Annotated in this window: 18 protein-coding genes and 2 tRNA genes; 2 read left to right on the top strand and 18 right to left on the bottom strand. The window is 66.9% G+C overall.

Annotation, left to right across the window (positions count from 1 at the left end; translation table 11 throughout):
• The first annotated feature begins 211 nt into the window (after nt 1-211).
• Nucleotides 212-1,387 carry an acetyl-CoA C-acetyltransferase gene (locus tag SCI24_RS04260; RefSeq protein WP_318724187.1) on the top strand — a complete coding sequence of 392 codons (1,176 nt, stop codon included), beginning with the start codon at nt 212-214 and terminating at the stop codon, nt 1,385-1,387.
• Between the two features lie 194 nt (nt 1,388-1,581).
• Here SCI24_RS04260 and pnp read toward each other — a convergent pair whose 3' ends face one another.
• The 15 genes from pnp to rlmE all read right to left on the bottom strand — a co-directional run bounded on the left by pnp (nt 1,582) and on the right by rlmE (nt 17,139).
• Entirely contained in the window at nt 1,582-3,717 is a 2,136-nt protein-coding gene (pnp, locus tag SCI24_RS04255; RefSeq protein ID WP_318724186.1) for a polyribonucleotide nucleotidyltransferase, read from the bottom strand.
• A 306-nt stretch (nt 3,718-4,023) separates the two neighbouring features.
• A complete protein-coding gene (gene rpsO, locus SCI24_RS04250; protein ID WP_250062010.1) occupies nt 4,024-4,293 on the bottom strand; it encodes a 30S ribosomal protein S15 in 270 nt (89 codons plus the stop codon).
• Nucleotides 4,294-4,372: 79 nt separating this feature from the next.
• Nucleotides 4,373-5,290, bottom strand: a complete 918-nt coding sequence (gene truB, locus SCI24_RS04245; protein ID WP_318724185.1) for a tRNA pseudouridine(55) synthase TruB — start codon at nt 5,288-5,290, stop codon at nt 4,373-4,375.
• The gene (gene rbfA, locus SCI24_RS04240; RefSeq protein ID WP_318724184.1) at nt 5,290-5,751 is read right to left on the bottom strand and encodes a 30S ribosome-binding factor RbfA; all 462 of its coding nucleotides are present in this window, start codon (nt 5,749-5,751) and stop codon (nt 5,290-5,292) included. The genes truB and rbfA overlap by 1 nt, the downstream gene beginning before the upstream one ends.
• A gap of 18 nt (nt 5,752-5,769) precedes the next feature.
• Nucleotides 5,770-8,301: a translation initiation factor IF-2 gene (gene infB / locus SCI24_RS04235; protein WP_318724183.1), complete on the bottom strand. Its 2,532-nt coding sequence runs from the start codon at nt 8,299-8,301 to the stop codon at nt 5,770-5,772.
• A 27-nt stretch (nt 8,302-8,328) separates the two neighbouring features.
• Nucleotides 8,329-9,822 (bottom strand): transcription termination factor NusA, encoded by a 1,494-nt coding sequence (nusA, locus tag SCI24_RS04230; protein ID WP_318724182.1) that lies wholly within the window; start codon nt 9,820-9,822, stop codon nt 8,329-8,331.
• Between the two features lie 43 nt (nt 9,823-9,865).
• On the bottom strand, nt 9,866-10,324 hold the full coding sequence (gene rimP / locus SCI24_RS04225) for a ribosome maturation factor RimP (RefSeq protein ID WP_106232276.1): 459 nt from the start codon (nt 10,322-10,324) through the stop codon (nt 9,866-9,868).
• 217 nt (nt 10,325-10,541) lie between these two features.
• A tRNA-Met gene (locus SCI24_RS04220) sits at nt 10,542-10,618 on the bottom strand.
• A 111-nt stretch (nt 10,619-10,729) separates the two neighbouring features.
• A tRNA-Leu gene (locus tag SCI24_RS04215) sits at nt 10,730-10,816 on the bottom strand.
• A 28-nt stretch (nt 10,817-10,844) separates the two neighbouring features.
• Nucleotides 10,845-11,204: a preprotein translocase subunit SecG gene (gene secG, locus SCI24_RS04210; RefSeq protein WP_318724181.1), complete on the bottom strand. Its 360-nt coding sequence runs from the start codon at nt 11,202-11,204 to the stop codon at nt 10,845-10,847.
• 4 nt (nt 11,205-11,208) lie between these two features.
• Nucleotides 11,209-11,958, bottom strand: a complete 750-nt coding sequence (gene tpiA, locus SCI24_RS04205) for a triose-phosphate isomerase (protein WP_318724180.1) — start codon at nt 11,956-11,958, stop codon at nt 11,209-11,211.
• A gap of 78 nt (nt 11,959-12,036) precedes the next feature.
• Nucleotides 12,037-13,386 (bottom strand): phosphoglucosamine mutase, encoded by a 1,350-nt coding sequence (gene glmM, locus SCI24_RS04200; RefSeq protein ID WP_318724179.1) that lies wholly within the window; start codon nt 13,384-13,386, stop codon nt 12,037-12,039.
• Nucleotides 13,379-14,173 carry a dihydropteroate synthase gene (gene folP, locus SCI24_RS04195; RefSeq protein ID WP_318724208.1) on the bottom strand — a complete coding sequence of 265 codons (795 nt, stop codon included), beginning with the start codon at nt 14,171-14,173 and terminating at the stop codon, nt 13,379-13,381. Before folP ends, glmM begins: the two co-directional genes overlap by 8 nt.
• 135 nt (nt 14,174-14,308) lie before the next feature.
• Complete coding sequence (gene ftsH / locus SCI24_RS04190; RefSeq protein ID WP_318724178.1) at nt 14,309-16,273, bottom strand: ATP-dependent zinc metalloprotease FtsH; 1,965 nt, start codon at nt 16,271-16,273, stop codon at nt 14,309-14,311.
• A 200-nt stretch (nt 16,274-16,473) separates the two neighbouring features.
• A complete protein-coding gene (gene rlmE / locus SCI24_RS04185) occupies nt 16,474-17,139 on the bottom strand; it encodes a 23S rRNA (uridine(2552)-2'-O)-methyltransferase RlmE (protein ID WP_318724177.1) in 666 nt (221 codons plus the stop codon).
• A 193-nt stretch (nt 17,140-17,332) separates the two neighbouring features.
• Between rlmE and SCI24_RS04180 the strand changes: the two genes are divergently transcribed.
• Nucleotides 17,333-17,659, top strand: coding sequence for a YhbY family RNA-binding protein (locus tag SCI24_RS04180; RefSeq protein ID WP_318724175.1), 327 nt, complete (start codon nt 17,333-17,335; stop codon nt 17,657-17,659).
• Nucleotides 17,660-17,815: 156 nt separating this feature from the next.
• On the opposite strand, the gene greA is transcribed toward SCI24_RS04180, so the two are convergent.
• From greA to carA, 3 genes are read right to left on the bottom strand one after another with little or no spacing between them, the layout of a single operon-like run.
• Nucleotides 17,816-18,292 (bottom strand): transcription elongation factor GreA, encoded by a 477-nt coding sequence (gene greA, locus SCI24_RS04175; RefSeq protein ID WP_318724174.1) that lies wholly within the window; start codon nt 18,290-18,292, stop codon nt 17,816-17,818.
• Nucleotides 18,289-21,534 (bottom strand): carbamoyl-phosphate synthase large subunit, encoded by a 3,246-nt coding sequence (gene carB, locus SCI24_RS04170; protein ID WP_318724173.1) that lies wholly within the window; start codon nt 21,532-21,534, stop codon nt 18,289-18,291. Before carB ends, greA begins: the two co-directional genes overlap by 4 nt.
• 53 nt (nt 21,535-21,587) lie before the next feature.
• Nucleotides 21,588-22,733, bottom strand: a complete 1,146-nt coding sequence (carA, locus tag SCI24_RS04165; RefSeq protein ID WP_318724172.1) for a glutamine-hydrolyzing carbamoyl-phosphate synthase small subunit — start codon at nt 22,731-22,733, stop codon at nt 21,588-21,590.
• Nucleotides 22,734-22,885: the final 152 nt, after the last annotated feature.

The raw sequence follows: 22,885 nt of genomic DNA, 5'->3' as shown, positions 1-22,885 counted from the left end.
GTCCGCCTGCCACGGCACCCTGCGGGGTGCCGCACCTCCCGTGCGACTCTTCCCTCGCCGCCTCCTCGCGCATTCGGCCATGGAAGCATTGCCGCGACGCACAAACGTCCCCTATGCTGGAAGACCCGGCTCTGTCTGAGACGTGTTCGAGCTCAGGTTGTCCTCCAGACACGGCCGCAAGCCCGCTAGTCATTCTTCAGGAGTATCTCCCATGCAAGACGTGGTGATTGTTGCCGCTCGCCGCACTGCCGTCGGCACCTTCGGTGGCTCCCTGGCCGGCATTCCCGCCAGCGACCTGGGTGCCCATGTCATCAAGGACATCCTGTCCACCACTGGCGTCGCCGGGGACCAGGTCGACGAGGTACTGCTCGGCCAGGTACTCACCGCCGGCGTCGGCCAGAACCCCGCCCGTCAGGCCTCCATCAAGGCCGGCCTGCCGGATGCCGTGCCGGCCATGACCATCAACAAGGTCTGCGGGTCGGGCCTCAAGGCCCTGCACCTGGCCACCCAGGCGATCCGCTGCGGCGATGCCGAGCTGATCCTCGCCGGCGGCCAGGAGAACATGTCCGCCTCGCCCCACGTGCTACCCAACTCCCGTACCGGCCAGCGCATGGGCGACTGGAAGGCCATCGACAGCATGGTCCACGACGGCCTGTGGGACGCCTTCAACAACTACCACATGGGCATCACCGCCGAGAACCTGGCGGAGAAGTACGGCATCACCCGCGAGGCGATGGACGAGTTCGCCGCCGGCTCCCAGCAGAAGGCCGCGGCCGCCATCCGCGAGGGCAAGTTCAAGGGGCAGATCGTCCCGGTGGAGATCCCCCAGCGCAAGGGCGACCCGGTGGTCTTCGACACCGACGAGGGCCCGCGTGACGTGACCGCCGAGAAGCTCGCCGGCATGCGCCCGGCCTTCAAGAAGGATGGCACCGTCACCGCCGGCAACGCCTCCTCCATCAACGACGGCGCCGCCGTGGTGATGCTCTGCTCCGCCGAGAAGGCCAAGGCGCTGGGCCTGGAGCCGCTGGCCCGCATCAAGGCCTACAGCAACGCCGGCGTCGACCCCTCCATCATGGGCATCGGTCCAGCCCCGGCGACCCGTCGCTGCCTCGAGAAGGCCGGCTGGAGCCTGGACGACCTGGACCTGGTCGAGGCCAACGAGGCCTTCGCCGCCCAGGCCCTCTCCGTCAACAAGGAGCTGGGCTGGGATGTCAGCAAGGTCAACGTCAACGGCGGCGCCATCGCCATCGGCCACCCCATCGGAGCCTCCGGCTGCCGCATCCTGGTGACCCTGGTCCACGAGATGATCGCCCGCGATGCCAAGAAGGGCCTGGCCACCCTGTGCATCGGCGGCGGGCAGGGCGTGGCGCTCGCCATCGAGCGCTGACGCGCAAGCTGAAAGCTGAAAGCTGAAAGCTGAAAGCTGAAAGCTGAAAGCTGAAACAGCATGCCCCGGGCTTCGTCCCGGGGCATGTTCTTTTCGGCTTGCCTACACAAGAAACCGCCGCCAGGGCATGGCCCTGGCGGCGGTTTTCCTTGCGCCCTGTTCCTTGGCGCTTGCGGCACGCCGAAGGCGGTCGCTTACAGCGCGGGCTCGGCGGCCTCCTCGGCCTCGAACGCCGCCTTCTCTTCCGGGGTGATCTCCTTGATGGTGAGCTTCACCCGGTTGCGGTTGTCGATATCGAGCACCTTGACGATGGGCTCATCGCCCTCGTTGAGGAAGTCGCGCACGTCGTTGACCCGCTCCGGCACGATCTGGGAGATGTGCACCAGGCCGTCGGTGCCGGGCATGATGTTGACGAAGGCGCCGAAGTCGGCGATGCGCACCACCTTGCCGCGGTAGAGCCTGCCGATCTCGGGCTCGGCGGTGATCGCCAGCACGGTGTCGATGGCCGCCTTGGCCGCCGACTTGTCCTCGGCATAGATGCGCACGGTGCCATCGTCGTCGAGGTCGATGGAAGCGCCGGTATCCTCGCAGATCTTGCGGATGGTGGCACCACCCTTGCCGATGACGTCGCGGATCTTCTCCGGGTCGATCTTGATGGTGGCCATGGAGGGAGCATTCTCGGAGACCTCGGCACGGCTCTGGGCGATCACCGTGTTCATCTGCTCGAGGATCTGCTGGCGGGCGTCATAGGCCTGCTGCAGGGCCACCTCCATGATCTCCTCGTTGATGCCCTCGATCTTGATGTCCATCTGCAGGGCAGTAACGCCCTCGGCGCTGCCGGCCACCTTGAAGTCCATGTCGCCGAGGTGATCCTCGTCACCCAGGATGTCGGTCAGCACGGCGAAGCCGTCCTCGTCCTTGACCAGGCCCATGGCGATACCGGCCACCGGTGCCTTCATCGGCACACCGGCATCCATCAGGGCCAGCGACGAGCCGCACACCGTGGCCATGGAGCTCGAGCCGTTGGACTCGGTGATCTCGGAGACCACGCGAATGGTGTAGGGGAACTCCGCCTCGTCGGGCAGCATCGCCTGCACGCCGCGACGCGCCAGGCGGCCGTGGCCGATCTCGCGGCGCTTGGGCCCGCCCATGAAGCCGGCCTCGCCCACGCAGTATGGGGGAAAGTTGTAGTGCAGCAGGAAGCGGTCCTTGCGCTCACCTTCCAGCGACTCGATCAGCTGGGAATCCCGCAGGGTGCCCAGCGTCGCCACCACGATGGCCTGGGTCTCGCCGCGGGTAAAGATCGCCGAACCATGGGTCTTGGGCAGGGTGCCGACCTCGATGGAGAGCGGACGCACGGTCTTGTGGTCGCGGCCGTCGATGCGCGGCTCGCCCTTGACCACGCGCGAACGCACCACGCGCTTCTCCAGACCGGCGAAGGCGCCCTTGACCTCGTCGGCGTCGTACTTGCCCTCTTCCTCGCCGGCGAACTGCTCCACCGCCTGATCCTTGAGGGCGGCCAGGGCATCCTGGCGGGCCATCTTGTCGGTGATGCGATAGGCCTCGCCGACCTGCTGCTCGAAGGCATCGGCCATGGCGCCCTTGAGGGCGGTGTTCTCGGCAGGCGGCTGCCAGTCCCACTTGGGCTTGCCGGCCTCGGCGGTCAGCTCGTTGATGGCCTGGATGGCCACCTGCATCTCCTGGTGGGCGTAGAGCACCGCGCCGAGCATCTCGTCCTCGAGCAGCTCGTTGGCCTCGGACTCGACCATCAGCACCGCCTTCTCGGTCCCGGCGACCACCATGTTGAGCTCGGAGCCGGTCAGCTCCTCGACGGTGGGGTTGAGGAAGTAGCCGTTGTCCTCGGTAAAGCCCACGCGTGCACCGGCAATCGGGCCATTGAAGGGCACGCCGGAGATGGCCAGGGCGGCGGAGGTCCCGAGCATCGCGGCGATGTCCGGGTCATGATTGCGGTCGGTGGAGAGCACCGAGCAGACCACCTGCACCTCGTTCATGAAGCCCTTGGGGAAGAGCGGACGAATCGGGCGGTCGATCAGCCGCGAGGTGAGGGTCTCCTTCTCGGTGGGACGCCCCTCGCGCTTGAAGAAGCCGCCGGGGATCTTGCCGACCGCGTAGGTCTTCTCCTGATAGAACACCCCCAGCGGGAAGAAGGGCTGGGCAGGATTGGCCTCCTTCTTGGCCACCACGGTGCACAGCACCACGGTGTCGTCCATGGTGACCATCACGGCACCGGTAGCCTGGCGGGCGATGCGCCCGGTTTCCAGGGTGACGGTGCTGCGACCGTACTGAAACGTTTTCTTGACCGGGTTCACGGCGACTTCCTTCAACTTTTCTGTGTTTGGGTCGTTTTGACTCGGCGACCATTTTAGGGGTTGACGCCCGCGGCGGCCACCGGTTAGCGACATTTCCAATGGAGGCAGGCTACGAGGGGCGCCGGGGACAGGCCGAAGATGGGGTCCTACGCCAGGGAAGGCGTCGGTAGCGCCCAGGGAGGGGTTCACAGCGCCCCCTGGCAGGCCTGTCCTCCGGGTCAGCCCCGAGCCGTGGCTTGACCATCCATAGACACAAAACGGGCAGCCCGTAGGCTGCCCGTTTCGTTACCGCATGGGATGCGTCGCTTAGCGGCGCAGGCCCAGACGCTGGATCAGCGACTGATAGCGCTCGAAATCCTTGCGCTTCAGGTAGTCCAGCAGCTTGCGGCGCTGGTTGACCATGCGAATCAGGCCACGACGGGAGTGGTGATCCTGCTTGTTGGTCTTGAAGTGGTCCTGCAGGCCATCGATGTTGGCGCTCAGCAGGGCCACCTGCACTTCGGGGGAACCGGTGTCGTTCTCGCCACGACCGTACTCGTTGACGATTGCGGACTTCTGCTCGGCTGTCAGTGCCATCTGTCTCTCCAGTAAGCAATATGCCTGAATGATGAGTGTGTGAGACCACGCATATTTGCAGTCTCGGGCGTCTCTCCCTTCATTCGGCTGCGCTGCTCAGCAGCCGTTTCGGCGCCACCTCCTGTGGCCCCGCCACCACACCGAGGCCCAGGAAGGCCCCGTCGCAGTAGAGTCTTGCCGTCTCGTCCCCGGCCAGCTCGTCGGTCTCGACCCGGGCCGCCTGGCCATGGGTCAGCCGGCTGGCCGCCGCGGCATCGACCTCGAGCCGCGGCAGGTGGTCGACCAGCACGTCGACGGGCAGCAGCACCGCCGCGCGCTCGGCCTGGCCGGGCAGGGCCTCCAGCGCGTCGAGGGTCAGCATGCCCTCGCTCGTGAAGGGGCCCGTCCCCAGGCGGCGCAGCGCGCTGATGTGCGCTCCGCAGCCCAGGGCCTGGCCGATGTCCTCGGCCAGGGTACGGATATAGGTACCCTTGCTGACGCGCACTTCGAGCTCGAAGGCCGTGTCGGCAAGGGAAAGAAGGCGCGCATCATACACCCTCACGCGCCTGGCTGCACGCTCGATCGACTTGCCCTCGCGGGCCAGCTCGTAGAGCTTGCGCCCCTGATGCTTGAGCGCCGAGTACATCGGCGGCACCTGCTCGATCTCGCCGCGGAAGCGCTCGAGCACCCCCTCGAGGTCGGCCTCGGTCAGCCGGGGCACCGCGCGGCGCTCGACCACCTCGCCTTCGGCATCACCGGTGTCGGTGATCGCGCCGAGCTCCACCCGGGTGCGGTAGACCTTGTCGGCCTCCAGCAGGTGGGCGGAGAACTTGGTCGCCTCGCCGAAGCACACCGGCAGCAGGCCGGTGGCCATGGGGTCCAGCGTTCCCGTGTGGCCGGCCTTCTGGGCCTGGAACAGGCGCCGCGCCCGCTGCAGCGCATGGTTGCTGGACAGGCCCGCGGGCTTGTCCAGCAGCAGCACGCCGTTCACCGGCAACCCGCGACGCCGCCTTGCCATCAGTCGCGCTCGTCCCTGTCTGCCGAACCATTGCCTGCCGAACGATCGTCGGTCGAACCATCGACCGGGCCGCGGTCGTCATCCGCCGCCTCGTCGTGCTGGGCCTGGTCGCTGGCGACGGCCTCGTCGATCAGTGACGACAGCCGCTGGCCGCGCACCACGCTCTCGTCGTAGTGGAAGCGCAGTTCCGGCACATGGCGCAGCTTGATGCGACGGGCGATCTGGCTGCGCAGGAAACCGGCGGCCCGCTTGAGCACCGCCAGGTTCTCCTTGATGCGCTCCGGGGTCTGCTCGCCCAGCAGGGTCACGTGGACGTCGGCATAGCCGAGGTCACGACTGACCTCGACGCCGCTGACGGTGACCATGCCCAGGCGCGGGTCCTTGACCTCGCGCTGGATGAGCACCGCCAGCTCCTTCTGGAGCTGGTCGGCCACCCGGTCGGTACGCTTGAACTCGCGCATGTACGACTCCTCGAGCCCTTAGAGGGTCCGCTCGACCTTGACCTGATCGAAGACCTCGATCTTGTCGCCGACCTGGACATCGTTGTAGTTCTTCACGCCGATGCCGCACTCCATGCCATTGCGCACTTCCTGGACGTCGTCCTTGAAGCGGCGCAGGGACTCGAGCTCGCCCTCGTAGATCACCACGTTGTCGCGCAGCACGCGGATCTTCTTGTTACGGAAGACGCTGCCCTCGACCACCATGCAGCCGGCCACGGCGCCGATCTTGGGTGCGCGGAAGACGTCGCGAACCTCGGCCACGCCGACGATCTCTTCCTTCCACTCCGGGGCCAGCATGCCGCTCATCGCCTGCTTGACCTCGTCGATCAGCTGGTAGATGACGCTGTAGTAGCGCAGGTCCAGGCCTTCCCGCTCGATGATCTCGCGGGCCGCGGCGTCGGCACGCACGTTGAAGCCGACCACGATAGCGTCACTGGCCAGCGCCAGGTTGGCATCGGTACCGGTGATGCCGCCCACGCCGGAAGAAACCACGGCCACTTCCACCTCGTCGGTGGAGAGCTCTTCCAGAGCGCCCTTGATCGCCTCCAGGGAACCCTGGACGTCGGCCTTGAGCACGATGTTGAGCTTGGCGGCCACATCCTGGCCCATCTGGCTGAACATGTTCTCCAGCTTGGCCTTCTGCTGGCGCGCCAGGCGCACCTCGCGGTACTTGCCCTGACGGAAGTTGGCGACCTCGCGGGCCTTCTTCTCGTCGGCCAGCACCATGAAGTCGTCACCCGCCTCGGGGGTGCCGTCCAGGCCCTGGATCTCCACCGGCATGGACGGGCCAACCTCGTCGACCTGCTTGCCCAGCTCATTGGTCAGGGCACGCACTCGGCCGTAGTGCAGGCCGGCGAGCACGATGTCGCCCTTCTTCAGGGTACCGTTCTGGACCAGGACGGTGGCCACCGGGCCGCGGCCCTTGTCGAGACGCGACTCGACGACGACGCCCTTGCCGGGCGCCTCGGGGACGGCCTTGAGCTCGAGCACCTCTGAGACCAGCAGGATGGACTCCAGCAGGTCGTCGATGCCCTCGCCGGTGTGGGCGGAGACATACACGAACTGGGTGTCGCCGCCCCACTCCTCGGAGATCACGCCGTGCTGCGAGAGCTCGTTCTTGATCCGGTCCAGGTCGATGCCCGGCTTGTCGATCTTGTTGACCGCGACCACCATCGGTACCTCGGCGGCCCGCGAGTGCTCGATCGCCTCGATGGTCTGGGGCATGACGCCGTCATCGGCGGCCACCACCAGCACGACCACGTCGGTGGCCTTGGCACCGCGGGCACGCATGGCGGTGAACGCCGCGTGGCCCGGGGTATCCAGGAAGGTCACACCACCGTGGGCGTCCTCCACGTGATAGGCACCGATATGCTGCGTGATGCCGCCGGCTTCACCGGTGGCCACCTTGGCCTTGCGGATATAGTCGAGCAGCGAGGTCTTGCCGTGGTCGACGTGACCCATGACCGTGACCACCGGCGAACGGGTGATCTCCTCGCCCTCGTAGGAGATGCCCTCGAGGACCTCGGTCTCCAGCGCATCGTCCTTGACCAGCTTGGGCTTGTGGCCCATCTCCTCGACCACGATGGCCGCGGTGTCCTGGTCAATGGTCTGGTTGATGGTCACCGCCGCACCCATGGTGAACATGGCCTTGATGACCTCGTTCGCCTTGATCGACATCTTGTCGGCCAGGTCGGCGACGCTGATCGACTCGGGGATGGAGACCTCGCGAACGATCGGCTGGGTCGGCTTCTGGAAGCCGTGCTTGCCGCCACCGCCCTGGCTGGCACCACCGCGGCGGCCGCCACGGCGCTCGGCGCGCTTGGCCTTCTTGCCGCCACGGCGACGCTCCTCGCGGTCACCGCGATCGTCGTCGTCACGCTCGCCACGGCCCTTCTTGCCGGCACCGGCCTTGGTGGTCGCCTTCTTGACGGCGGCGCGGCGCGGCTCGGGACGTCCCTCCTTGGGCGGCGCCGGGGGCTCCTCCGCGGGCTGGGCGGTGTCGAGCTCCGGCACCGGAATCTCGGGCTCGGCGGCGGCCTTCTCGGCCTCGAGCTTGGCCGCGGCCTCGCGGGCGGACTCCTCGGCGGCACGCGCCTTGGCTTCCTCGGCCTCGCGGGCATCCTTGGCGGCCTGGGCCTGCTGGGAATCGGCCATGTCGCCCACCAGCTGGCGCGGCCCGTGATCCTGGGCCTGCGGCTCCTCGGCGGGCTTCTCTTCCTCGCGCTTGACGTAGGTGCGCTTCTTGCGCACCTGCACCTCGATGCTCTTGCCCCGCTCGCCGGTCTTGATGCGGCTGCGCGTCTTGCGCGTCAGGGTGATGCGGTTCTTCGCCCCCGCGCCGCTGCCGCCGTGGCTCTTGGTGAGATAGTCGAGCAGCTGACGCTTGTCCTCCTCGGACACGGCATCGCTCTCGGACTTCTGACCGAGCCCGGCTTCCTTCATCTGTTCCAGCAGGCGGGGCACATCGCGCCCCACCTTCGCTGCAAAATCCTTAACGGTCATTTCTGACATTACGACCCTCCTCAGCCCGTGACCCGTTTACTGTTCGTTCTCGAACCATGGCGCACGGGCAGTCATGATCAGTGCCGCGGCGCGCTCCTCGTCGATTCCCTCGATGTCCAGCAGGTCATCGACGGACTGCTCGGCCAGGTCCTCCATGGTGACAATGCCCCGGCTGGCCAGGATGAAGGCCAGGTGGCGCTCCATACCGTCCATCTCCAGCAGGTCGTCGGCCGGCTGGGCGCCATCGAGTTCCTCCTCGGAGGCGATGGCCAGGTTCAGCAGTTCATCCTTGGCGCGAGCGCGCAGCTCCTCGATGAGCTCCTCGTCGAACTCCTCGATCTCCAGCATCTCCTCGACCGGCACGTAGGCGACCTCCTCCAGGGAGGTGAAGCCCTCCTCCACCAGCAGGCGCGCCACGTCCTCGTCGATGTCCAGGTGCTGGATGAAATGCTCGACCAGGCTGTCGATCTCCTGATCGCGCTTGTCCTCGGCCTCCTCCTCGGTCATGACGTTGAGACGCCAACCGGTGAGCTCGGAGGCCAGACGCACGTTCTGGCCACTGCGGCCGATGGCCTGGGCCAGGTTATCCTCGGCGACGGCCACGTCCATCGCATGGGCCTCCTCGTCGACGAGGATCGAGGCGACATCCGCGGGCGCCATGGCGTTGATCACCAACTGGGCCGGATTGTCGTCCCACAGCACGATGTCCACGCGCTCGTTCTGCAGCTCCGAGGAGACCGCCTGCACCCGCGAACCGCGCATGCCCACGCAGGCCCCCACGGGGTCGATGCGCCGGTCATTGGTCTTGACCGCGATCTTGGCCCGGGAGCCCGGGTCGCGTGCCGCGCCCTTGATCTCGATGAGCTGCTCGGCGATCTCCGGAACCTCGATGCTGAACAGCTCGATGATCAGCTCCGGGCAGGTGCGCGACAGGATCAGCTGGGCGCCGCGCGCCTCGGGGTCGACCTTGACCAGCAGCGCGCGGACCCGCTCGTTCATGCGGTAGCGCTCGCCGGGGATCATCTCGCTGCGCGGCAGGAAGGCCTCGGCATTCTCGCCCAGGTCGATGATCAGGCCGTCGCGTGTCGTCTTCTTGACGATGCCGGCGACCAGTTCGCCCTCACGCTCGGCATACTGGCGTACTACCTCGGCCCGCTCGGCCTCGCGCACCTTCTGCACGATGACCTGCTTGGCGGTCTGGGCGGCGATCCGGCCGAAGGAGGCGTTCTCGATGCGCTCCTCGACCACGTCGCCCAGCCCCAGGGGCGGGTCACGGCGCTCGGCGAAGGAGAGCTTGATCTGGGCATCGGGCCCGTCGAAGTCATCGTCCTCGACCACCTCCCAGCGACGGAACGTCTCGTAGTCGCCGGTCTCGCGGTCGATGTGCACGCGCACGCTGGCTTCCACGTCCTCGAAGCGCTTGCGCGATGCACTGGCCAGGGCCGCCTCGACGGCCTCGAAGATCACCTCGCGGTTGACCCCCTTCTCGTTGGAGATCGCGTCGACGACCGCCAGAATTTCTTTACTCATGCCTTAGCCTCGCCAGTGAACCTGTCCTTATGCACCGAGCCCATCACGTGAACTGCGGGACGACCCGCGCCTGATCGATGCCCTCGATGGGAAAGCAATATTCCTCGCCGTCGATCTGCAGCAGTACCTCGTCGCTCTCGACCCCGGCCAGCAGCCCCTGGAACTTGCGCCGCCCGTCGAAGGGCAGGCGCAGCTTCACGGCCACCACATGGCCGGCGTAGCGCTCGAACTGCTCGAGGGTGAACAGCGGCCGGTCCATGCCCGGCGAGGAGACTTCCAGCCGATACTCACCGGGCACCGGATCCTCGACGTCGAGCACCGCACTGACCTGGCGGCTGACGTCGGCGCAATCGTCCACGCTCACCCCGTCCTCGTGATCGATGTAGATCACCAGGCGGGAATGTTTGCCCTGGGACAGATGATCGATGCCCCATAGCTCGAACCCCATGGCGGAGACCACCGGTTCGATCAGCGCATGCAGCGCAGCATCCTTGATTGCCACGGAAGAAAGCTCCTACAGCCGTTGCATCAGGCACCTGGCCGGGAGTAGAGAGAAGAGTCAGGTGGCTGATTGGCGTTGCCCGGAGCAGCGCCGCCGTCTCCGGCCGGCAAGCTGCTAACAAAAAGCCCCTTCACAGGAAGGGGCTTTCACAAGAAACCTGTATACCACTTCGGCTCTCTGGCATGCCCCTCTAACCTCTGCATGCCTGCCAGGAAGATGGTAGCGGGGACCGGATTTGAACCGATGACCTTCGGGTTATGAGCCCGACGAGCTACCAGACTGCTCCACCCCGCATCAATCTAGGCCGGTGATTGTAAGCCCACATGACGACTTCGTCAAGCGGCAACACCGCATACTGCCAATCCTGCTTCGAAGCTCCGACTGCTGCGTCGAGCGCTTCGCATATGGTGCCGAAGGCGGGACTTGAACCCGCACGACCGTAAGGTCACTACCCCCTCAAGATAGCGTGTCTACCAATTCCACCACTTCGGCATCGGGGAGGCTGGATGACATGACGACGTCAGTCGCCGCTTTCCTCCAGCGCTGGCGCCGCATTATCCACATCCCGACCGGCATCGTCAAGGGTCGGCACGCTGTTCTGCTGCTCGATCAGCTCGGCATCGGGAATGCCGGCCTCGGGCGCCTCGCCCGCCTGGGAGGCGAACCAGGCCAGGGTCAGGGAAGTGGCGAAGAAGGCCACGGCCAGCAGGCCGGTGAACTTCGCCAGGAAGCTGCCGCTGCCCCGCGAACCGAACACGGTCTGGGAGGCACCGCCACCGAAGGCGGCACCGGCTTCGGCGCCCTTGCCCTGCTGCAGCAGGATCAGGACGACCAGGGCGATGGCGATCGCCACATGGGTCATGAGAATGGCAACTTGCATGGATTCAACCTGCTGACTGACAAATGGCTAGGAAATCGTCGACCTTGAGCGAGGCACCGCCCACCAGGCCGCCGTCGATATCGGGCTGGGCGAGCAGCTCGGCGGCATTATCCGCCTTCATGCTGCCGCCGTACAGCAGACGCATGCCGCCGGCCAGGCCGGCGTCATAGCGCGCCAGGCAGTCGCGGATGGCCGCGTGCACGGCCTGGGCCTGCTCGGGGCTCGCCGTGCGGCCGGTGCCGATGGCCCAGACGGGCTCATAGGCGACCACCAGGCGGGGGCGCTGGGCCTCGTCAAGGGCGTCGAACACCGCCTCGACCTGGCCCAGCACCACTGCCTCGGTGCGCTCGGCCTCTCGCTCCTCGAGGGTCTCGCCGACGCACAGCACCGGCGTGAGCTCCTCGGCCAGGGCCGCCTGGACGCGCGCCAGCACTGCGGCATCATCCTCGCCGAACAGGGTGCGGCGCTCCGAGTGGCCGACCAGCACCAGCCGGGCGCCGCACTCGCGCAGCATGGCCGCGCTGACCTCGCCGGTGAAGGCCCCCGAGGGATGGTCGCTGAGCGTCTGGGCGCCGACCGTCACCGACGTCTCGCCGAGCGTCCGCCCCGCCGCCTCCAGGAAGGGGAAGGGCACCATCAGCGCCACCTCGACGTTGACGGGCAGGGAGACGTCGGCGAAGGCCCGGCCGAACTCCTCGACCAGGGCCAGGGAGCCGTTCATCTTCCAGTTACCGGCGATCAGCGGCATGCGCATGGGGGTTCCTCTTTCAAGGTGGTGCGAAATGGTATAGGAGGGGCCCAGCCAAGACAACCGGGCCCGGACCGCCCCCGATCAGCCGAGCAGCGCCTCGACGTCGTCGGCCAGGCGACGCGCCAGGGCATCGACGTCCAGGTGGGGACGCCCCTCGACCATCACGCGGATCAGCGGCTCGGTGCCCGAGGCCCGCAGCAGAACCCGCCCCTGGTCGCCGAGCTCCGCCTCCAGGCTCGTCACCGCCTGCTTGAGGGAGGCCTGCTCCAGCAGCGCCTTGGCATCGCTGCCCGGGGTCAGGCGCACATTGACCAGTGCCTGGGGGGTCTTCTGCAGGCCGGCGAGCAGTCGACCCAGCGACTGCTGATCGCGGACCATGATCGCCAGGACCTGCAGCGCCGAGACGATGCCGTCGCCGGTGGTCTGCACATGGCCGCAGACGATATGGCCGGAGGACTCGCCACCCAGCTGCCAGCCGTTGTGGGACAACCGCTCCATGACGTAGCGGTCGCCCACCTTGGCGCGTTCGAAGGGGATCTCGAGCTCCTCCATGGCGGCCGCCAGGCCGAAGTTGGACATCAGGGTCCCCACCACGCCACCGCCCAGCTCGCCCCGGGCATGGCGATCCCGGGCGATCAGGTAGAGGATGTCGTCGCCATCGATCTCGCGGCCGTCGGCATCCACCAGCAGCACCCGGTCGCCGTCGCCGTCGAAGGCCACCCCGAGGTCGGCCCCCTGCTGGATCACCGCCGCCCGCAGCGCGGCGGGATGGGTCGAGCCCACCTCCTGGTTGATGTTCAGGCCATCGGGATTGGCGCCGATCAGGCTCACCTCGGCACCCATCTCGCGAAACACGCTGGGGGCGATGTGATAGGTGGCACCATGGGCGCAGTCGACCACCATCTTCAGCCCGTGCAGGCTGACCCGATCGGGAATGGTGGACTTGCAGAACTCGATGTAGCGACCGGGGGCATCATCGACCCGCATCGCCTTGCCCAGGCGATCCGGCGCCACGGTGGTCAGCGACTCCTCCAGCATGGCCTCGATGCGCGCCTCGACCCCATCGTCCAGCTTGGTGCCGGCGGCGGAGAAGAACTTGATGCCGTTGTCCTGGAAGGGATTGTGCGAGGCCGAGATGACGATGCCGGCATCGGCGCGAAAGGTGCGCGTCAGGTAGGCGATGGCCGGGGTGGGCATGGGCCCCAGCAGCATCACATCGACGCCGGCGGCGGAGAGCCCGGACTCCAGGGCCGACTCGAACATGTAGCCGGAGATCCGCGTGTCCTTGCCGATCATCACCCGGGCACGTCCCTTGTCCCGGGTCAGCACCCGGCCGGTGGCCCAGCCCAGCTTGAGCATGAAGTCGGCGGTGATCGGGGGCTCCCCCACGGTGCCGCGGATGCCATCGGTGCCGAAATAGCGTCTAGTCATGCGTGCTGCCTTCCTCGAGTACGGCCCAGGTCATGTTCACCGCGTCCACGTGGGGCCCCACGTCGTGGACGCGCAGGATGCGGGCGCCGCGCTCCACCGCCAGGGCGGAGAGCGCCAGGCCGCCGGAGAGGCGCTCCTCCACCGGCCGCCCCAGCACCTTGCCGATCATGCTCTTGCGCGACATGCCCACCAGCAGCGGCAGCCCGAGCGCCTCCAGGCGGTCCATGTGCTTGAGCAGCCGCAGGTTGTGCTCCACCGTCTTGGCGAAGCCGAAGCCCGGGTCGAGCAGCATGCGCTCGCGCCGCAGCCCGGCCGCCTCGCAGGCCGCCACCCGCTCCGCCAGGAAGGTCGCCACGACCTCCTCCACCGGCACGTCGTAGCGCGGGTCATCCTGCATGTCGCCGGGTTCGCCGACCATGTGCATCAGGCAGACCGGCAGCCCGCTGGCGACCGCCGCCGCCAGCGCCCCCTCGCGGCGCAGGTTGCGCACGTCGTTGATCATGCCGGCCCCGGCCTGGGCCGTCGCCTGCATCACCTCGGGGGTGCTGGTATCCACCGAGACCAGGGCATCGAACTCGCGCACCAGGGCCTCCACCACCGGCACCACCCGGTCCAGCTCCTGCTGGATCGAGACCGGCTCGGCGCCGGGCCGCGTGGACTCGCCGCCCACGTCGATGATCGCGGCCCCCTCGGCCAGCATCCGTTCGGCATGACGCAGGGCGTCATCCGGCACCGCATGGCGGCCGCCGTCGGAGAAGGAGTCGGGGGTAACGTTGAGGATCCCCATGATGCGGGGAAAGGAGAGGTCGAGCCGGTGCCGGCCACACGGCAGATGCGTCGGTGTTCGGGTATCCATCGTCTTCCTGTCGGTCGAACGGCAAAGGCGCCCCGCAGGGCGCCTGTGGTTGCTTGGCGAACGGCCTCAGCTGCCGGCCGGGCCGCCGAGCGGGTCGGAGGGCCGACGCCTGGGCGTCTCGTCGTCCTCGGCGTCGTCGCTCGACTCCGGGGCAGGCTCGGGGCGCGGCTCGCCGCCCGAGGGGGCGCCGCTGCCCGGGTCGTCCCAGCCCTCGGGGGGCCGCGGATCGCGCCCTTCCATGATGTCCTTGAGCTGATGGGAGTCGATGGTCTCGTACTTCATCAGCGCCTCGGCCATGGCGTCGAGCTTGTCGCGATTCTCCTCGAGGATCTTCTTGGCCTGCTCGTAGCAGCCGTCGATGATCTTGCGCACCTCCTTGTCCAGCTTGGAGGTGGTCTCGCCGGACTTGAGCTTGCCGCCCTGGCCGGGCCCGCCGAGGAACTGGTGGGACTCGTCCTCGTCGTACATGATCGGCCCCATCTCCTCGGAGAGGCCCCACTTGGCGACCATGTTGTGCGCCAGCTCGGTGGCCCGCTTGATGTCGTTGGAGGCGCCGGTGGTGACACCGTTCGGCCCCAGCGTCATCTCCTCGGCGATGCGACCGCCGAACAGCGAGCAGATCTGGCTGATGATCTGCTGGCGGGAGAGGCTGTAGCGATCCTCCTCCGGCAGGAACATGGTCACGCCCAACGCCCGGCCGCGGGGGATGATGGTCACCTTGTAGACCGGGTCGTGCTCAGGCATCACCAGGCCGATGATGGCGTGGCCCGACTCGTGGTAGGCGGTATTGAGCTTCTCCTTGTCGGTCATGACCATGGACTTGCGCTCGGCGCCCATCATGATCTTGTCCTTGGCCATGTCGAGCTCTTCCATGCTCACCAGGCGCTTGTTGCGCCGTGCGGCGAAGAGCGCGGCCTCGTTGACCAGGTTGGCCAGGTCGGCGCCGGAGAAGCCCGGGGTGCCACGCGCGATCAGCGACGGCTTGACGTCGTCGGCCAGCGGCACCTTGCGCAGGTGCACGTTGAGGATGTGCTCGCGGCCGCGGATGTCCGGCAGCGGCACCACCACCTGACGGTCGAAGCGGCCCGGGCGCAGCAGCGCGGGGTCGAGCACGTCGGGACGGTTGGTGGCGGCGATGACGATGATGCCCTCGTTGGCCTCGAAGCCGTCCATCTCGACCAGCAGCTGGTTGAGCGTCTGCTCGCGCTCGTCGTTGCCGCCGCCCATGCCGGCGCCGCGCGAACGGCCCACGGCGTCGATCTCGTCGATGAAGATGATGCAGGGGGCCTGCTTCTTGGCCTGCTCGAACATGTCACGCACGCGGGAAGCGCCCACACCGACGAACATCTCGACGAAGTCGGAACCGGAGATCGAGAAGAACGGCACCTTGGCCTCCCCGGCGATGGACTTGGCGAGCAGCGTCTTGCCGGTCCCCGGCGGGCCCACCATCAGCACACCGCGCGGAATGGTGCCGCCCAGGCGCTGGAACTTGGTCGGGTCGCGCAGGAAGTCGACCAACTCCTCGACCTCCTCCTTGGCCTCGTCGCAGCCGGCGACATCGGCGAAGGTGGTCTTGATCTGGTCCTGGGAGAGCAGCTTGGCCTTGGACTTGCCGAAGCTCATCGGGCCGCCCTTGCCGGCCCCACCGCCCTGCATCTGGCGCATGAAGAACATGAAGATGGCGAGGATCAGCAGGATCGGGAAGCTGGCGATCAGCAGGCGCATCCACAGGCTCTGCTGCTCGGGCTCCTTGCCCACCACGGTGACGTTGTTGGAGAGCAGGTCATCCATCAGCTTGGGATCCTCCGCCGCCGGGCGGATGGTCCGGAACTGGGAGCCGTCCGTGCGCTCACCGGTGATGGTGTAGCCATCGATGGTGACGTTGCGGATCTGCTCGTTCTGCACCTGCTGGACGAACTGGGAATAGTTCATCGCCTGCGGTGAGCTGTCGACGCTGAAGTTGTTGAACACCGTCAGCAGCACTGCCGCGATGACCAACCACAGAATCAGGTTCTTCGCCATGTCGTTCAAGGGACTACCCTCATTGCAAGAATCTGTCGGCCGAAAATGCCTGGTCCTTCGACACTACATGAGCGGCACATGTTCAGCCAGCCTACGGCCGGAGCGGGAAACTGCCGCCACTGTGACACAGTCGCGGCGCCCTGTCCGGCAATCGGCCCGTTAGGCGCGGCCTATCGTGGCCGCGCCCCGTGTACGGTCGAGGGCGTGCCTCAGCCGCGAAACCCTTCCGCCAGCAGGTAGACCTCGCGGGAGCGCGCCCGGGAGGCCTCCGGCTTGCGGGTCACCACCCGCGTGAAGCTGACCCGCAGCTCCTTGAGAAAGGCATCGAACCCCTCGCCCTGGAACACCTTGGCCAGGAAGGTGCCGCCGGGCGAGAGCGTCTGGCGAGCCAGGTCCAGCGCCAGCTCGACGAGATACATCGCCTGGGGCTGGTCGATGGCCGCCATCCCACTCATATTGGGGGCCATGTCGGACATCACAAGGTCTACCGGCCTATTGCCGAGGGCGGCGAGGATTGCCTCGAGCACGCTCTCCTCGGTGAAGTCGCCCTGGATGAAGTCGACATCCGCCAGGGCATCCATCTCGAGGATGTCGGAGGCGATCACCACCCCCTCGGAGCCGACCTTCTCGGCGGCCACCTGGCTCCAGCCGCCAGGAGCGGCGCCCAGGTCGATCACCGTCATCCCGCGTCGCAGCAGGCGGTCCTTCTCGTCCAGCGCCAGCAGCTTGTAGCTGGCGCGGCTGCGATAGCCGTCCTGCCAGCTCTGCTGCACGAAGCGGTCGTCGAAGTGCTCCTTCAGCCAGCCCTTGCTGGTCTTGCTGGCCGGCGCCTTGCCGGCAGCGCCCTTGGAGCGGGAAGCATTGGAACGTGCCACGGCATCACCTGTGAATGACCATGAATGACAGGCAGTCGAGCGAATTCCGGTAAGACCTGGTGGAGGTGCGACGGGGTGCTGACCTGCGGAACCGGCCGAAGGAAACATGCGGGGACACGCTGGCGAGCTTTCGCCACGCGGCGTTTCACCGTACCATGTGCGCTGCGCGCCAACCGGGAAGAAGCAAGATACCATGAGCTTGTCACAGGCACAAAAGAAAGCATTCCGCAGCATCGGCCACCACCTCGACCCCGTGGTCACCGTCTCCGAGAACGGGGCCTCCGAGGGCGTCCTGGCCGAGCTCGACCGCGCCCTGGGCGACCATGAGTTGGTCAAGGTCAAGCTCGCCCTGCCAGACCGCGATGACCGCGCCGCCATGCTCGACGAGCTGGTCGCGGCGAGCGGCGCCGAGCTGGTACAGAAGATCGGCAAGATGGCCCTGCTCTACCGCCACAACCCCCGGGTCAACCCGAAGCTCTCCAACATCACGCGCTTCGAGAATCACCACGGGCGGCGCTGACGCGCTTCGCGCAAGGAGCAAGGAGCAAGGAGCAAGGAGCAAGGAGCAAGGAGCAAGCACAGCTTGCCGGCTTGCAGAGATGAAGAAGCCCCGCAGGCATTCGCCTGCGGGGCTTTCTTGTAGCTTGATCCTTGTAGCTTGTCGCTGCCCGGAGGGCTACAGGTGCTCCACGCTGGAGATCTCGTACTCGACCTCGCCACCAGGGGTGCGCACCACCACCACGTCGCCCTCCTCCTTGCCGATCAGGGCACGGGCGATGGGCGAGGTCACCGAGATGCGGCCGGCCTTGATGTCGGCCTCGTCCTCGCCGACGATGCGGTAGGTCACCTCCTCGTCGGTCTCCAGGTTGATCAGCCCCACCGTCACGCCGAAGATCACCTTGCCGGTCTGGGGCAGCTTGGTGACGTCGATCACCTGGGCGTTGGAGAGCTTGCCCTCGATCTCCTGGATGCGCCCCTCGATGAACCCCTGCTGCTCGCGGGCCGCATGGTACTCGGCGTTCTCCTTCAGGTCGCCGTGCTCGCGAGCCTCGGCGATGGCGGCAATCACCCTCGGCCGCGCCTCGCCCTTGAGCTCCTCGAGCTCCTTGCGAAGCCGCTTCTCACCGGCGACGGTCATCGGGACCTTGTTCATTGTGTAGCTCCTGCATGCAGTTCCTGTAGCCGCCGCACGGTAATGGCATTGCCGTACTCGAGCGCCATGCAAACGGCATTGGCCCCTGCCAGGGTGGTGGCATAGGGAACCTTGCGGGCGAGTGCGGTGCGGCGGATCACCGAGGAGTCATTGATGGCCTGGCGGCCCTCGGTGGTGTTGACGATATAGGCGACCTCGTCGTTCTTGAGCAGATCGACGATATGCGGACGGCCCTCATAGACCTTGTTGACGATCTCCACCGGCAGGTCGGCGGCCTCGAGGGCCTCCGCCGTGCCACGGGTCGCGCACAGAGTGAACCCCAAGGTTACCAGAGAACGGGCCACCTCGATAACTCCCGCCTTGTCCGGGTCACGCACCGAGAGGAACGCTTTGCGCTCGCCCTCGAGGGGCGGGATCGCCTCGCCGGCGCCGAGCTGCGCCTTGTAGAAGGCCTCGGCGAAGGTGTCGCCACTGCCCATCACCTCGCCGGTGGACTTCATCTCCGGTGAGAGGATCGGGTCGACCCCCGGGAACTTGTTGAACGGAAAGACCGCCTCCTTGACGCTGAAGAAGTGCGGCACGATCTCGCGGGTGAAGCCCTGCTCGGCCAGGGTAGTGCCGGCCATGCAGCGCGCGGCGATCTGGGCAAGCGAAGTGCCGATGCACTTGGAGACGAAGGGCACGGTGCGTGAGGCGCGCGGGTTGACCTCGATGACGTAGATCTCGCCGTCCTGCCAGGCCAACTGCACGTTCATCAGGCCCTTGACGCCGAGCTCCACGGCCATCTGCCTGACCTGCTCGCGCATCGCGTCCTGCACCTCGGCGGGCAGCGAGTAGGGCGGCAGCGAGCAGGCGGAGTCGCCGGAGTGCACGCCGGCCTGCTCGATGTGCTGCATGATGCCGCCGATCACCACCTCGGTCCCGTCGCTGACCGCGTCGATGTCGATTTCGACGGCGGCGTTGAGGAAGTGGTCGAGCAGCACCGGGGAGTCATTGGAGACCTTGACCGCATGGGTCATGTAGTTCTCGAGCTCCGAGGCGTCGTAGACGATCTCCATGGCGCGGCCGCCCAGCACGTAGCTGGGGCGCACCACCAGCGGGTAGCCGATCGCCTCGGCCTTGGCGAAGGCCTCCTCGAAGCTGCGCGCGGTGGCGTTGGGCGGCTGCTTGAGGCCCAGCTTGTCGATCATCTGCTGGAAGCGCTCACGATCCTCGGCGCGGTCGATGGCGTCCGGGGTGGTGCCGATGATCGGCACGCCGGCGGCCTCGAGCTCGCGGGCGAGCTTCAGCGGGGTCTGACCGCCGAACTGCACGATCACACCGACCGGCTGCTCCTTGTCGGCGATCTCCAGCACGTCCTCCAGGGTCACCGGCTCGAAGTAGAGGCGGTCACTGGTGTCGTAGTCGGTGGAGACGGTCTCGGGGTTGCAGTTGACCATGATGGTCTCATAGCCGTCATCGTGCATGGCGAAGGCGGCGTGGACGCAGCAGTAGTCGAACTCGATGCCCTGGCCGATGCGGTTGGGCCCGCCGCCCAGCACCATGATCTTCTGGCGGTCGGAGACCTCGGCCTCGCACTCCTCCTCGTAGGTGGAGTACATGTAGGCGGTATCCGAGGCGAATTCCGCGGCACAGGTGTCGACCCGCTTGTAGACCGGGCGGATGCCGGCCTGCTGGCGGGTGCGGCGGAACTCCTTCTCGGCGACCCCCAGCAGGCTCGCCAGGCGGGCATCCGAGAAGCCCTTGCGCTTGAGGGCGAACAGCTCGCGGGGGGTGAACTCGGAGAGCGAACGCTTCGCCACCGCCTGCTCGGTCTTCACCAGGTCCTCGATCTGCACCAGGTACCAGCGGTCGATATTGGTCAGCGCGAAGACCTCGTCGACGCTCATCCCGGCGCGCATGGCGTCGGCGACGAAGAAGATGCGCTCGGCCCCGGCGGCCTGCAGCTCGCCCTTGATATGCGCCATGGCGTCGTCGCTGAACTCGCCGTGCTTGAACTCGGGAAACTTGGGGTCGAGGCCGTCGTTGCCGGTCTCAAGGCCACGCAGCGCCTTCTGCAACGACTCCTGGAAGGTGCGGCCGATGGCCATCACCTCGCCCACCGACTTCATCTGGGTGGTCAGGCGGTCGTTGGCCTGGGGGAACTTCTCGAAGGTGAAGCGCGGGATCTTGGTGACGACGTAGTCGATGGCGGGCTCGAAGGAGGCCGGGGTGCGCCCGCCGGTGATGTCGTTCGAAAGCTCGTCCAGGGTGTAGCCCACCGCCAGCTTGGCGGCGATCTTGGCGATCGGGAAGCCGGTGGCCTTGGAGGCCAGGGCCGAGGAGCGCGACACCCGCGGGTTCATCTCGATGACCACCACGCGCCCGGTGTCGGGGTCGACGCCGAACTGCACGTTGGAGCCGCCGGTCTCGACGCCGATCTCGCGCAGCACCGCCAGCGAGGCGTCGCGCATGATCTGGTACTCCTTGTCGGTCAGCGTCTGGGCCGGGGCCACGGTGATGGAGTCGCCGGTGTGCACGCCCATGGGGTCGAAGTTCTCGATGGCGCAGACGATGATGCAGTTGTCGTTCTTGTCACGAACGACCTCCATCTCGTACTCCTTCCAGCCCAGCAGCGACTCGTCGATCAGCAGCTCGTGGTTGTTGGAGAGCTCGAAGCCGCGGGTGCAGATCTCCTCGAACTCCTCCTTGTTGTAGGCCACGCCGCCGCCGGAGCCGCCCATGGTATAGGAGGGACGGATGATCACCGGGAAGCCCAGCGACGCCTGGATGCGCCAGGCCTCCTCCATGCTGTGCGCCACCTCGGCCTTGGGACACTCCAGGCCGATGCGCTTCATGGCCTGGTCGAAGAGGTCGCGGTCCTCGGCCTTGTTGATGGCATCGGCATTGGCGCCGATCATCTCCACGCCGTACTTCGTCAGCACGCCGTGCTTGTCCAGGTCCAGGGCGCAGTTGAGCGCCGTCTGGCCGCCCATGGTAGGCAGCACGGCATCCGGGCGCTCGGCCTCGATGATCTTCTCCACCGCCTGCCAGGTGATCGGCTCGATGTAGGTGGCGTCGGCCATCACCGGGTCGGTCATGATGGTGGCCGGGTTGGAGTTGACCAGGATGACCCGGTAGCCCTCCTCGCGCAGCGCCTTGCAGGCCTGGGCGCCGGAGTAGTCGAATTCGCAGGCCTGGCCGATGACGATGGGGCCAGCACCAATGATCAGGATGCTCTTGATGTCGGTACGCTTGGGCATGACGGTTCCCGCGGCTAATCGATGAATGACGGTCTGATGGAAGGCGATGCAGCCTAGCGGCGTTCCTTCATCATGGTGACGAAGCGGTCGAACAGCGGCGACACGTCGTGCGGTCCCGGGCTGGCCTCGGGGTGACCCTGGAAGCTGAAGGCCGGGCGGTCGGTGCGCTCGACGCCCTGCAGGGTGTCGTCGAACAGCGAGCGGTGGGTGGCCCGCAGGTTGGCCGGCAGGCTCGCCTCGTCGGCGGCGAAGCCGTGGTTCTGGCTGGTGATCATCACCTTGCCGGTATCGAGGTCCTGCACCGGGTGGTTGGCGCCATGGTGGCCGTGATTCATCTTCACCGTCCTGGCACCGCTGGCCAGCGCCAGCAGCTGGTGACCCAGGCAGATGCCGAACACCGGGATCCCGGTCTCGAGGAGCTCCTGGATCGCGGTGATGGCGTAATCGCAAGGCTCCGGGTCGCCGGGCCCGTTGGCCAGGAAGACGCCATCGGGGGCCAGGGCCAGCACCTCGGCGGCCGGGGTCTGGGCCGGCACCACGGTCAGGCGGCAGCCACGGGAGGCGAGCATGCGCAGGATATTGCGCTTCACCCCGTAGTCGTAGGCGACTACGTGGTAGGGGCGTTCACCCTGCGTGGCATCAGAGTAGCCCGCGCCTAGGGCCCACTCGCCCTCGTTCCACTCGTAGGGGCTCTGGCAGGAGACCACCTTGGCCAGGTCCATGCCCTTGAGGCCCGGGAAGGCGCGGGCCGCGACCAGGGCCCGCTCCACGGCATCGTCGCCCTCGGCCTCGGCACCGGCCAGGATCGCCCCGTTCTGGGCGCCCTTGTCGCGCAGGATGCGGGTCAGGCGGCGGGTATCGATGTCGGCGATGCCCAGCACGTTCTGGCCCTTGAGGTAGTCGGAGAGCGTCTGTTCACAGCGGAAGCTGCTGGCGAGCAGGGGGAGGTCACGGATCACCAGGCCGGCGGCGGCGATGGCGCCGGATTCTACGTCCTCGGCATTGACACCGGTGTTGCCGATATGGGGATAGGTGAGGGTGACGATCTGACGGGTGTAGGAGGGGTCGGTCAGGATTTCCTGGTAGCCGGTCATGGCCGTATTGAACACCACCTCACCGCTGGTCTGTCCATCGGCGCCGATGGCCGTGCCGTGGAATACACTTCCGTCTTCCAGGGCCAGTATCGCGGGTCTGTTCAATGCAACGTCCTCCCAGGTGTATAGCGAGCTATCGAGACAGCTCGTCAAGGAATACTGCGGGGCCATGGCCGGGCCCCGGGTAGCCGGCCCGTAAAAAAGCGGGACGAAACCCGATGTAAGACCGGTTTCATCCCGCTTGTTGTCATTCGCTC

Source organism: Halomonas sp. (genome assembly GCF_033549285.1).
GTDB lineage: Bacteria > Pseudomonadota > Gammaproteobacteria > Pseudomonadales > Halomonadaceae > Halomonas.
This window is presented reverse-complemented; position numbering and strand designations above follow the sequence as displayed.